7 protein-coding genes are annotated in these 12,469 nt (G+C 57.1%); 5 read left to right on the top strand and 2 right to left on the bottom strand.

Features of this window, described 5'->3' with window-relative positions:
* Positions 1-884 precede the first annotated feature (884 nt).
* From NWP14_RS04510 to NWP14_RS04495, 4 genes are all read left to right on the top strand, one after another.
* Positions 885-1,442: a sigma-70 family RNA polymerase sigma factor gene (locus NWP14_RS04510; RefSeq protein WP_189339905.1), complete on the top strand. Its 558-nt coding sequence runs from the start codon at positions 885-887 to the stop codon at positions 1,440-1,442.
* Complete coding sequence (locus tag NWP14_RS04505; RefSeq protein ID WP_375214852.1) at positions 1,432-2,412, top strand: FecR domain-containing protein; 981 nt, start codon at positions 1,432-1,434, stop codon at positions 2,410-2,412. Before NWP14_RS04510 ends, NWP14_RS04505 begins: the two co-directional genes overlap by 11 nt.
* A 93-nt stretch (positions 2,413-2,505) precedes the next feature.
* Positions 2,506-4,968: a TonB-dependent siderophore receptor gene (locus tag NWP14_RS04500; RefSeq protein WP_375214851.1), complete on the top strand. Its 2,463-nt coding sequence runs from the start codon at positions 2,506-2,508 to the stop codon at positions 4,966-4,968.
* Positions 4,969-5,041: 73 nt separating this feature from the next.
* Positions 5,042-6,703, top strand: a complete 1,662-nt coding sequence (locus NWP14_RS04495; protein ID WP_375214850.1) for an ABC transporter ATP-binding protein/permease — start codon at positions 5,042-5,044, stop codon at positions 6,701-6,703.
* A 230-nt stretch (positions 6,704-6,933) separates the two neighbouring features.
* Here the strand turns inward: NWP14_RS04495 and NWP14_RS04490 are convergent, their stop codons facing one another.
* The gene (locus NWP14_RS04490; RefSeq protein ID WP_095103497.1) at positions 6,934-7,557 is read right to left on the bottom strand and encodes a riboflavin synthase subunit alpha; all 624 of its coding nucleotides are present in this window, start codon (positions 7,555-7,557) and stop codon (positions 6,934-6,936) included.
* A gap of 100 nt (positions 7,558-7,657) precedes the next feature.
* The gene (nifJ, locus tag NWP14_RS04485; protein WP_375214849.1) at positions 7,658-11,173 is read right to left on the bottom strand and encodes a pyruvate:ferredoxin (flavodoxin) oxidoreductase; all 3,516 of its coding nucleotides are present in this window, start codon (positions 11,171-11,173) and stop codon (positions 7,658-7,660) included.
* Positions 11,174-11,576: 403 nt separating this feature from the next.
* Here nifJ and nifH point away from each other — a divergent pair, with 403 nt between their 5' ends.
* Positions 11,577-12,458, top strand: coding sequence for a nitrogenase iron protein (gene nifH / locus NWP14_RS04480; RefSeq protein ID WP_375214848.1), 882 nt, complete (start codon positions 11,577-11,579; stop codon positions 12,456-12,458).
* Positions 12,459-12,469: the final 11 nt, after the last annotated feature.

The following is a 12,469-nucleotide window of genomic DNA, read 5'->3' as shown; positions in this document are numbered from 1 at the left end:
TTACTTTCACAGAACTAAGCCTCTTGCCTTTCGTTTCGCAAAACAAAGGAGGTATTATTTTTGCAGCACAAATCAATTCCAGCATAATAAATGCCGTTATCTCTGCATGAACTTTGGGTTTATCAATGCGGATTATATTATGTACCGGACGCCCCCTTGAAAATCATCGTCAACGTGAACATTAAATCGGTTGCGAGTTAAATAATGACCGCATTGAAAATTCTTTGCCGGCCTGTCGTATCGGTACTGATATAATGCAAGCTGCAGATTATCGTCGCTGGTTCCTGAGTTTACCTGTGTATACCTTTCGATTTTTACGCTGGTGTGTAGATATAAGCACAAAGCATGCCATTAATTTATTCATTAACTATCAATAAGATATCCGAATGAATGAGCGCCCCCCGCAATGGGTCACGGATCATCATGATGCATCACCGATACCGGAAAGCACCAAAATGAGACATTGCCTTTCTTTTATCTGACGTAGCCTGAGATTAACCTTGCACCATACCGCAGGTTACTTTCGGTGCAAGCCGTTCACTACCTGACTAATTTATTACCGGCTTTACCGTCAATCCGCCTGTTATTTTTTTTCGCGCGTGGGTGGGGAATGTTTTCATCCCATTAAATTATCCGCTGCCGGATGAATTTCACTATATTTAATTGCGGAGATGACTGCTTTCTTTACCGTTGCAGAATTTACCGGACCATTGCCGGAGAGAGCGTTTACCCGGAAGCAGGCCCTTTTCCGGGGGACAACCCTTTTATGCGTAATGCGCTGATGGTAATTTTTTAGTATCTAATGTTGAAATGAAAATCATTCTCATGTAAATTTTTATGTCTAAATATTTCTTAACTTACCCTCCTCTGGCGGTTAGAGCGACATGTCATCTCCTGGTTTTAGTTCAGCTGAAAATATGGTGCTGCTGTTCTCCGAGCATAATAACTGGCTTCAAAAGTTGCTCAGACGACGCCTTGGGAATGCCAGCGATGCCGCCGACCTCGCGCAAGACGTATTCCTGCGGTTGCTGATAAAACCGCGAAGCTTTGACACTCTTGCCGGCGCGCGCGCCTACCTCGGTTCGATGGCTCATGGCATGTGTATCGACCTGTGGCGCAGAAAAGAAATTGAGCGCGTCTGGCTGGAAACATTGGCGGCGCAGCCGCTGTCCACCGCGGTTTCAGCGGAACACTGCGCGATCGTCCTGGAAACCCTGTTTCAGGTGGATGCCATGCTGCAGGCTCTGCCGGAGAAAGTCCGCGCGGCGTTTTTGATGTCGCAGATCGGTGGCCTGACTTACGCGAACATCGCCGCCGAACTCGCCGTCTCCGAGCGCATGGTGAAGAAGTATATGGCTCAGGCCATGCTCCACTGCCTGAGCCTTGAAATCGAGTATCTCGATGCATTACCCCCCGCCGCGGGCAGATACGATGAGCAATAAGCCCGGCTTCGCCGCGTTGCAGCAGGCGGCAAACTGGTACGCCGAAGTCCAGGACATCTCGTCGCCGCAGACATATCCCGCCGCACTGCAACGCTGGCTTGACGAGAGTCAGGAGAATCAGCTGGCGTGGCAGTACGTGTTGAACATCAGCCAGCGCTTTTCGCCGCTGCGGGAAAACGGTGAGCGACAAGCGGCGGCGCTGACCGCGCTGACCCAGCGAACGCACAGCGCCGGGCGGCGCCAGGTGCTGAAAATGGCGGCCTGGATTTCCGTCGGCACCCTGCTCGCCTGGGGCTGCTGGCGTCATACGCCGCTGCGCAATCAGGTACTGGCATGGCACGCCGATTATCACAGCCCCCACGGCGAAATAACGTCGTTCACGCTGGCTGATGGCTCGCGGATCTGGCTTGACACCGACAGCGCGCTGAACGTCGATTACTCCCCGACGCAGCGCGCGCTGCAGCTGCTGAACGGCCGGGTGATGATCGAAACCGCCGCCGATCCGCGCCGTCCGCTGACCATCGTCACCGCGCAGGGCAAAATGCGCGCCCTCGGCACGCGTTTCAGCGTGCAGGCGCTCGGCGATACCACCGTGTTGCAGGTGTATCAGGGGGCGGTGGAAGTCTCCCCGGCGGCTATCAGCGACGCACCGATCGTGCAGGCCGGTCAGGCGATGACCTTCCGGCGGGACGCCTTTGGCCCGGTTTCGCCGTTGCGCAATGCGGAGCCTGCCTGGCCGCGCGGGTTGCTACAGGCCGATAATCTCCCCCTCGGTGAGTTTATCGAACGGCTGTCGGCATATCGCCGCGGCTATCTGGGATGCGATCCGGCCGTGTCAGCGCTGACCGTTACCGGTACGTTCCCGCTGCACGATACCGATATGGCGCTGGATATGCTCACCAACGCGCTGCCTGTGCAGCTCAACCGCCGCTTCTCATGGTGGCTGACGGTCGCCCCGCGCGATAAATAACAAATAAATTCGCCTCATCGGTTCCCCTTTACGGGCCCTCATCCGATTAACCCTATGCAGCACTTTTACTTTTGGGAATTATCAGGGGAATCTATGTCATCATCACCACGCACCAGCCAGCCGCGGATTTTCCGTCGTACGCCGACGGCCGCCCTCCTGCGCATGATGTTCTGCGCACCGGTACTGACGTTTGCCGCCGCCATCGCGCCGGCTGTTCAGGCCGCCGAAACGGCGACGGATAAGCACGTTTATGCGATCCCGGCCGCGCCGCTGGCGACTCAGCTGAATCAGTTTGCCGCGCAGTCGGGCATTTATCTGGCGAGCGATGCGCAGCTGACTGCCGGGAAATCCTCTCCGGCGCTCAACGGCACCTACAGCCTTAGCGAAGGCTTTTCCCGGCTGTTGACCGATCAGGGGCTGCTGGCAGAACGTCAGCCCAACGGCAGCTACACCCTGAAAAAGATCCCTGAAGGGGACGAAATGGTGGTGGTCGGTGACATTAACTACGGCTCGATGACTGAAGATACCGGCTCTTACACCACCCGCAGCATGTCGGCGGCGACTCGCCTGAATCTCTCTCCGCGGGAAACGCCGCAGTCGGTCAGCGTGGTTACCCGCCAGCGGATGAACGATCAGAATATGACCTCGCTGGACGACGCTATGCGCCAGGTCACAGGGGTGAACGTCATCAACGAAAGCTCCTATCAAACCCGTTACCAGTCGCGCGGTTTCACGATGGATAACCTTCAGGAAGACGGTATCAGCTCCTCGTTTCAGAACAGCCTCGCCGGAATGGGGTATGCCGAAGCGTCCACCGAATCGCCGGATCTGGCTATTTACGATCATCTGGAAGTCCTGCGCGGCGCGTCAGGTCTGACCCAGGGCAGCGGCGAACCGGGGGGGGCGGTGAATATGGTGCGCAAGCGGCCGACTTACGATTTTCGCTCTTCCATCAGCGCCAGCGCCGGCAGCTGGGATAACTACCGCAGCGAAATGGATATCTCCGGGCCGCTGAATGACGATGCCTCGCTGCGCGGCCGCGCGGTTGGCGTACTGCAAAAGAGAGACAGCTTTACCGATTACGTGCACAGCGATCGTCAGGTACTCTTCGGTACCGTGGCCTATGATTTGACGTCGCAGACCACGCTGACCACCGGTATTTCCTGGCAAAAAACCGATACGGTGCCCAATCTTTACGGCGTGCCGATGTCCACCAGCTACTCCAGCCTGGGTCTGCCCCGCTCGACCTTTCTCGGCGCCAGCTGGAATAACATCACCTTCGAGAAAACTAACGCCTACGCCGAGCTCGAACACTATTTTGATAACGAATGGGTCGCCAAAGGCTCGCTGAACTACACGGCCGCCAGCGCGCAGGGAAAATTCATCGGCGTTTACGGCAACGGCACTCAAGGCGTGGATGATTCAGGCAGCGCGAAACTCAATAACTACCTGCAACGACACAACCGCAGCAGCCAGTACGGCGTTAACCTCAACCTGAGCGGGCCGTTCCAGCTGCTGAATCGCGATCACCAGCTGGTGTTCGGCGGTGATTATCAGAAAGAGAACTTCAATAATTTATTTGGTTCGCTGAGCAATACCAGCGAGGTGAATATCTATAGCTGGGACCCTGAAAGCCTCTCCGAACCCGACTGGGATTACACGCGGCGCTATCAGTACAACGTCTATCAGCGCGGCCTGTACGCCACGACGCGGCTGAGCCTGACCGACGACTGGAAGCTGATCCTCGGAAGCCGTTACAGCAGCTTTACCTACGACTCCTATTTCACCAATCTCACCACCGGGGCGATGACCGCGCACAGCAATTACAAGGTGAAAGGTAAAATCATCCCCTACGGCGGCCTGCTGTGGGATTTCGCCAAAGACTACACCTGGTATCTGAGCTACGCCGAAATCTACAAACCGCAAAGCTCGCTGGATGCCAGCGGCAACTTCCTGCCGCCGGTCACCGGCAGCAACTACGAAACCGGCGTCAAAGGGGAATTCTTTAACGGCGGGCTGAACGCCTCCGTCGCCCTGTTCCGCATTATTCAGGCCAATAACGCCATGAGCGGGGTGGACTGCGATGACTGCTACGTCGCTGACGGCAAGGTGCAGAGCCAGGGCATTGAAATGGAGATATCCGGGCAGCTTGCGCAGGGCTGGCAGGTCTACGCCGGGTACACGCTTAATAACAGCAAATATCTCGAAGCCGCCGCCACGCAAAAAGGCACCAACTACAGCAAACACACGCCGCAGCATCTTTTCCGTTTGTATAACAGCTATCGCCTGCCGGGAGAATGGGATAAATGGTCCGTCGGCGCAGGGCTGACGGCGCAGACGGATACCACCACCAACTACAACGTGTCGCAGGGCGGATACACGCTTTTCAACGCCAATATCGGTTATCAGTACAGTAAACATATAAGCCTGAGCCTGAACGGCAACAACCTGACGGATAAAGAATACTATCTCGGCGTTTCCAACCGTCACCGTGGGGGCAACAACTTCTACGGCGATCCGCGTAACTTCATGTTCAACGTGAAATGGGCTTATTAAGCGCAAAGGATAATGGACAGCCGTCCGCGAGGGCGGCTGTCACGCTTTTTACACACTCTGTGCGACCTTCTTTATGCAAAGTTTGAAACGGTTTTATCAGCTGATAGCCCCCTGTTGGCTGCACCCTCGCGAATGGTTTTCATGGCTTTTATTGCTGACGCTGATCGCCCTCACGTTAGGCGTGGTATGGGTCAGCGTGCAGTACAACGACTGGAGCCGGGAATTTTACGATGCCCTCACCGACTATTTTCAGCATGCGTCGATCGGCCTGCTGGCGCTCTCCTACGCCGGGTATACCGCCCTGTTTGTGTCGTTTATTATCAGTACGAACTGGCTGAAAAAATTATTGATCATCCGCTGGCGCCAGAAGATGACCATGAGATTTCACTACCTGTGGCTGCGACGACACAACCATTATCATCTGAGCCTCCATGCGGAACCCGATAATCCCGATCAGCGTATTGCCGAGGATATCCGCCTGCTGGTTGAGCAGAGCCTTGGGTTATTTTTATCGCTGCTAAAAAACATCACGGGACTTTTATCGTTCATTTTTATTCTGTGGCAGCTCTCAGGCACGCTCAGCCTTACCGTCGCTGGCCATGACGTCACGCTGCATGGCTATCTGGTGTGGGTGGCGCTGGGATATGCGGTCATTAGCAGCCTGCTGGCCCACCGGATCGGCCGCCCGCTGCATCAGCTGAATATGGATCGGCAAAAAACCGAGGCTGACTACCGCGCCAGCCTGCTGCGCATCCGCGAAAATACCGAACAGATTGCCTTCTATGGCGGCGAGCGTGCCGAACTGCGCCGCGTGCACCGTCATTTTTCGGCGATTGCGCGGAACTGGCAGCTGTTGATGTCCCGCGAGTTTCGCTTAGATACGTTCACCACTTCCTATTTCCGCCTGAGCCTGATGATCCCGATTTTTGCAGTCCTGCCGCTGTACATCGCCAAAAAGATCTCGCTTGGCGGCGTCATGCAGGCGCGCGCCGCTTTCGGCTACGTCCTTGACGCCTTCGGCTGGTTTATCGACTCCTACCGCCAGATAGTGGCCTGGTCAGCGACGGTAGAGAGGCTATGGCAGTTTGAGCAAGGCCTAATCGCGCTGCCGGCGAAAGCGAAATATCCCCGTCAGCCCGGAAAATTACGCTGCCGTAATCTGGTCGCCCGTCACGCTCATGGCGCGCCCCTGTTTAACCCCATAAATCTCGACTTACAGCACGGCGAGGCTATTGCTATTACCGGCGCCAGCGGCTGCGGGAAAACCACCTTCTTAAGGGTACTCTCCGGGCTGTGGCCTTACAGTAGCGGGGTCTATCACCACCCGACAGGGAAAAGCCTGTTCGTCCCGCAAAAACCGTATCTGCCTGACGATCTCCTGACCCACGCGTTGACGTATCCTGGCTTAGCCAAAGTCAGCAATGAACGACTGGAGAGCTGTCTGAAGAGAGTTGGGCTGCAGCATTTGTGCCAGCAGCTGAATGAGCGCCAGTCATGGAGCGGTATCCTTTCCGGCGGCGAGCAGCAGCGTCTTTCGTTTGCCCGCATCCTGTTGAATCAGCCGGATCTTATCTGCCTTGATGAATCAACCAGTCATCTGGACGATATGACGGCCATCGAGCTGATAAGAGCGATCCGCAGCGAACTCCCGCACAGCATCATCATGGTCGTCAGCCACCAACGAGCGGTTATAGATTCACTGAATATGCAATATCTTATTGAAGAATATGGTTAAAAACTATTCCTTCGCGATTTAGCATTGGGCGAAAAAAGAGCACGGCGCGCCTCTCCTCCCTGGCGTTAAGCCGTGCGGTCAATAGATTCTAAGAGGCCGGGTTACCTAAGCTAAAGCTGGAATGTAACTCGCCAACAGGTACCTGGCCTTGAAGCTGCCGATAGCGCAGGTGACAACGTCACCTGTTTCTCACTCGGGGATTACGGGCTAGCGGCGTCATACGGGGTTGTTTACCGCCCCGCTTCGGCGACGGCGGCCAGCACGCGCTCCACGGTATCGATGGTCGCCTGAGTCTGCGGATCAATTTCAATATTCACCTGGTCCCCCACCTTTTTCGCACCAAGCGTGGTGCGTTGCAGCGTCTCCGGGATCAAATGGACGCAAAAGCGCAGCGGCATAACTTCACCGACGGTCAGGCTGATCCCATCCACGCCGATATAGCCTTTGTAGAGAATATATTTCATGGCCGCCGGGTTTTGCAGCTTAAACCACATCTGACGGTTATGCTCAGACGCCACGATTTGCACCACTTCGGCGGTCGTCATAATATGACCAGACATCAGGTGTCCGCCTATTTCATCATTGAATTTAGCGGCGCGCTCAACGTTGACGCTATCACCCGCCCTAATCGCCCCGAGGTTGGTGACGCGCAGGGTTTCGTCCATTAAATCAAAGCTTACCCGCGCCCCGTCAATGCGCGTGACCGTCAAACAGCAGCCATTATTCGCCACCGAACTCCCGGCTTCGAGCCCCGCCAGCATCTCTGCGGGCAACTCTATTGCGTGGGTGCGAAAATGGCTTTTTTCTTCAATGGACAGCACTTTCGCCATCCCCTGGACAATACCGGTAAACATATCGTTCCCCTGTCAACATTCGCTACGTGAAGTCATTATTGGGCAAATCCCTCTGCATTTTCTCCTTTCCGCCCTGCTCTGCGGCTTGGCAAAATAAGCGTTACTGGTCACCGGCCAGCGACTGATACTTCCTGAACCTGTCCCGGGCGTCCTCCTCCGTCCTTTCGAAAAGCGCGTCCGCGAGCTGTGGCGAGCTTTTGTGCAGGGAGGCATAGCGCACCTCGCCGAGCAGGAAGTCGCGGAAGCTCTCTTCAGGCTCTTCGGAATCAAGAACAAACGGCGTCCGGCCTTCCGCCTTGCGCTGCGGATGATAGCGCCACAGATGCCAGTATCCCGCCTCCACCGCGCGTTTCGCCTCCCGCTGGCTGCAGCTCATGCCGGCTTTCAGCCCGTGGTTAATGCAGGCGGCATAGGCAATCACCAGCGAGGGTCCAGGCCAGGCCTCGGCTTCCGCAATCGCCCGCAGGGTCTGATCTTTATCGGCCCCCATTGCAATCTGCGCGACATAAACGTTGCCGTAGCTCATCGCCATCATCCCGAGGTCTTTCTTACCGGTGCGTTTGCCCTGAGCGGCAAATTTGGCGATGGCCGCCGTCGGGGTCGATTTCGACGACTGCCCGCCGGTGTTGGAATAAACCTCGGTATCAAACACCAGGATATTGACGTCCTCGCCGCTGGCCAGCACGTGATCGAGGCCGCCGAAACCAATGTCGTACGCCCAGCCGTCGCCGCCGAATATCCACTGCGAGCGCCGGGTAAAATAGTCCCGGTTCTGCCAGAGCTGCTCCAGCAGCGGTGAGCCCTCTTTTTCCAGCGCCAGCCGTTCGCTTAAGCGGTCCGCGCGATCGCGGGTTCCCTCCCCCTCATCCTGCTGCGCCAGCCACTGGCCCATCACCTCTTTTAGCTCCTCGCTTACCGGCAGCGCCAGCGCGGAGGCTATGTCGTCGGCGATCTGTTTGCGGATCGCCTGCCCGCCCAGCATCATGCCGAGGCCAAATTCAGCATTATCTTCAAACAGCGAGTTCGCCCACGCCGGGCCATGACCGCGATGGTTGGTGGTATAAGGGATTGATGGCGCGCTGGCGCCCCATATAGAGGAGCAGCCGGTGGCGTTGGCAATCAGCATCCGGTCGCCAAAAAGCTGGGTTATCAGACGCGCATAGGGCGTCTCTCCGCAGCCCGCGCAGGCGCCGGAAAACTCCAGCAGCGGCGTCTCAAACTCGCTGCCTTTGACCGTCGTTTTACGAAACGGATTGCTTTTCGGGGCCAGCGCCAGCGCGTAGTCCCAGACCGGCGCCATCTGGCGCTGGCTATCGAGAGACTGCATTTTCAGCGCCTTGCCGCGTGAAGGACAGTTATCGACGCAGTTACCGCAGCCGGAGCAGTCCAGCGGCGAGATCGCCAGATGATAGTGGTACTCCTTCGCCCCCTGCGCGGGCTTGCTCAACAGCGCGGCCGGAGCCGCATCCTGCTCGTCCCGGCTCAGCAGCGCCGGGCGGATCGCCGCATGCGGGCAGATGAACGCGCACTGATTACACTGCGTACAGCCGTCGGGATGCCAGACCGGCACTTCCAGCGCAATGCCGCGCTTCTCCCACGCGGCGGTTCCCGGAGGAAAGGTGCCGTCTTCCATCCCGACAAAGGCGCTAACCGGCAACTGGTCGCCGCGCTGGCGGTTCATTGGCTGCAGAATATCGCGGATGAAATCCGGCATCAGGGGCGAAGGCTGCGGCGAGGCTTCCTCCTGCGTCGCCCAATGGGGCGGTACCGTCACCTGATGCAGCGACGTCATGCCCAGGTCAATCGCCCGCTGGTTCATCTCAATGACGCTGGCCCCTTTGCTGCCGTAGCTTTTTTCGACCGCCTGTTTGAGATAGTTCGCGGCGGTCTGCGGATCGATAATCGCCGCCAGCTTAAAGAACGCCGCCTGCATCAGCATATTAAACCGCCCGCCAAGCCCCAGCTCGCGGGCAATATCAACGGCGTTGAGGGTGTAAAAGCGGATATTTTCCCGCGCCAGATAGCGCTTAAAGCCGGCGGGCAGGTGCTGCTCAAGTTCGGCATCGGACCAGCTGCAGTTGAGCAAAAAGGTTCCTCCCGGCTTTAGCCCATCCAGCAGCTCATAGCGTTCAACATAGGACTGCTGCGAACAGGAGATAAAATCCGCCCGGTGGATCAGGTATGGCGAGGTAATGGGCCGGTCGCCGAAGCGCAGGTGCGAAACGGTAATGCCGCCGGATTTTTTCGAGTCGTAGGAAAAATAGGCCTGCGCGTAGAGATCGGTCCTGTCGCCGATAATCTTAATCGCGCTTTTATTGGCCCCTACCGTGCCGTCCGAGCCCATCCCCCAGAATTTACAGGCGGTGATGCCCGCGTGAGAAACCTCCAGCGTCTGCGGGCGCGGCGGTAATGAGGTAAAGGTGACATCATCGATAATCCCCAGCGTAAATCCATCCGTCGGCAGCGGCTTGTTGAGATTGTCAAAAACGGCAGCGATATCGTTGGGCAGAACGTCCTTCCCGCCCAGGGCGTAGCGACCGCCGACAATCAGCGGCGGATCGTCGTGATGATAGAAGGCGTTTTTAATGTCCAGACACAGCGGCTCGGCCTGGGCCCCGGGCTCCTTAGTGCGATCGAGTACGGCAATGCGCCGGACGGTTTTCGGCAGCCGGGCAAAGAAGTGCGCCAGCGAAAAGGGGCGGAACAGATGGACGCTGAGCAAACCGACCTTCTCTCCCGCCGCATTCAGCGTCTCCACCACCTCCTGGATGGTGTCGCATACCGATCCCATCGCGACGATCGCCCGTTCGGCATCCGCTGCGCCGGTATAGTTAAACAGGTGGTACTCACGTCCGGTGATGGCGCTGATTTGCGCCATATAGCCTTCGACAAGATCGGGGAGAGCCTGGTAAAAGCGGTTGCCCGCTTCCCGCTCCTGAAAGTAGATATCCGGGTTTTGCGCGGTGCCGCGAATGACCGGGTGATCCGGATGCAGCGCGTTACGGCGAAAGCTGTCCAGCGCGGGCCGGTCCAGCAGCGTTGCCAGCTGCTCATACTCCAGCACCTCAATTTTTTGAATTTCGTGCGAGGTGCGAAAGCCGTCGAAGAAATTAATAAACGGGATACGGCCCTTTATCGCCGCCAGATGCGCCACGGCGGAGAGGTCCATCACCTGCTGCACGTTGTTCTCCACCAGCATCGCGCAGCCGGTCTGACGCACCGCCATCACGTCCTGATGATCGCCAAAAATATTCAGCGAGTTGGTCGCCAGCGCCCGGGCGCTGACGTGAAAGACTCCCGGCAGCAGTTCACCGGCAATTTTGTAGAGGTTGGGGATCATCAGCAGCAGCCCCTGCGACGCGGTATAGGTGGTGGTGAGCGCCCCGGCCTGCAGCGCGCCGTGTACCGCGCCTGCCGCACCGGCTTCTGACTGCATCTCCATCAAGCGTACCGGCTGACCAAACAGATTCTTTTTCCCCTGCGCCGCCCATTCATCGACGTTTTCCGCCATCGGCGTGGAAGGCGTGATGGGATAGATAGCCGCGACATCGGTAAAGGCATAGGAGATCCAGGCCGCCGCGGCGTTGCCATCCATTGTTTTCATTTTTCCGGACATTGTTCATTCCTCGAAGGTGAGAGGCATCTTCGCCGCATCGGCTGGCGGCAAACCCTGTCTGTGCCTCAAGCACAGCCCATGCCAGCTCTCGCGTAGCTAAATAGTTCGATTGAATTCAGCAGGTTATGCAGCGGCGGGCGCCTCATGACGTCAGGAGATTGCGTGGAATAAGACACAGACCGCGACAAGCTGTTGAACAGCCGACAAAGCGCCGCTCCTGGCCTGGCGAGCAGAATTGTTCTGTTTCCCACATTTGGTGGCCTGATTGTGCCGTTTTGTTTTACGGGCGCACCGGTCGTTGAAATTTAATTACATATTTATCATAAAGTTAAATTATATGGCCCGGCTGGTATGTTCCCTGCACTTCTCTGGTGGCAAACACTCAACAACAGGAGAAGTCACCATGACCATGCGTCAATGCGCTATCTACGGTAAAGGCGGTATCGGCAAATCCACCACCACGCAGAACCTTGTCGCCGCGCTGGCAGAGATGGGTAAGAAAGTGATGATCGTCGGCTGCGATCCGAAGGCGGACTCCACCCGCCTGATCCTGCATGCCAAAGCACAGAACACCATTATGGAGATGGCCGCGGAAGTGGGCTCGGTGGAGGACCTTGAGCTCGAAGATGTCCTGCAAATCGGCTATGGAAACGTGCGCTGCGCCGAATCAGGCGGCCCGGAGCCGGGCGTCGGCTGCGCGGGGCGCGGGGTGATCACCGCAATCAACTTTCTCGAAGAGGAAGGCGCCTACGAGGACGATCTCGATTTCGTGTTCTATGACGTGCTCGGGGATGTGGTCTGCGGCGGCTTCGCGATGCCAATCCGTGAAAATAAGGCCCAGGAGATCTATATCGTCTGCTCCGGGGAGATGATGGCGATGTACGCCGCCAACAATATCTCCAAGGGGATCGTTAAATACGCGAAATCCGGCAAGGTGCGTCTCGGCGGGCTGATTTGTAACTCGCGTCAAACCGACCGTGAAGATGAGCTGATCGTGGCGCTGGCGGAGAAGCTCGGCACCCAGATGATCCATTTCGTGCCGCGCGACAACATCGTCCAGCGCGCGGAAATCCGCCGGATGACGGTCATCGAGTACGACCCGAACTGCCAGCAGGCCAATGAGTACCGCACTCTGGCAACCAAGATCGTCAACAACACCATGAAGGTGGTACCGACGCCCTGCACCATGGATGAGCTGGAATCGCTGCTGATGGAATTCGGCATCATGGAAGAAGAAGACACCAGCATCATCGGTAAAACCGCCGCCGAAGAAAACGCGGCCTGAACACAGGACAA

This window comes from Klebsiella sp. C349492 (genome assembly GCF_042055345.1).
Lineage (GTDB): Bacteria > Pseudomonadota > Gammaproteobacteria > Enterobacterales > Enterobacteriaceae > Klebsiella > Klebsiella scottii.
Note: the sequence above shows the minus strand (reverse complement) of the source record. Positions and strands in the feature narration are given on the sequence as shown.

What these genes read in the sequence shown, in the direction of transcription:
- nifH (WP_375214848.1), top strand. Translation starts at nt 11,577, where the DNA reads ATGACCATGCGTCAATGCGCTATCTACGGTAAAGGCGGTATCGGCAAA.
- nifJ (WP_375214849.1), bottom strand. Translation starts at nt 11,173, where the DNA reads ATGTCCGGAAAAATGAAAACAATGGATGGCAACGCCGCGGCGGCCTGG.
- NWP14_RS04490 (WP_095103497.1), bottom strand. Translation starts at nt 7,557, where the DNA reads ATGTTTACCGGTATTGTCCAGGGGATGGCGAAAGTGCTGTCCATTGAA.
- NWP14_RS04505 (WP_375214852.1), top strand. Translation starts at nt 1,432, where the DNA reads ATGAGCAATAAGCCCGGCTTCGCCGCGTTGCAGCAGGCGGCAAACTGG.
- NWP14_RS04510 (WP_189339905.1), top strand. Translation starts at nt 885, where the DNA reads ATGTCATCTCCTGGTTTTAGTTCAGCTGAAAATATGGTGCTGCTGTTC.
- NWP14_RS04500 (WP_375214851.1), top strand. Translation starts at nt 2,506, where the DNA reads ATGTCATCATCACCACGCACCAGCCAGCCGCGGATTTTCCGTCGTACG.
- NWP14_RS04495 (WP_375214850.1), top strand. Translation starts at nt 5,042, where the DNA reads ATGCAAAGTTTGAAACGGTTTTATCAGCTGATAGCCCCCTGTTGGCTG.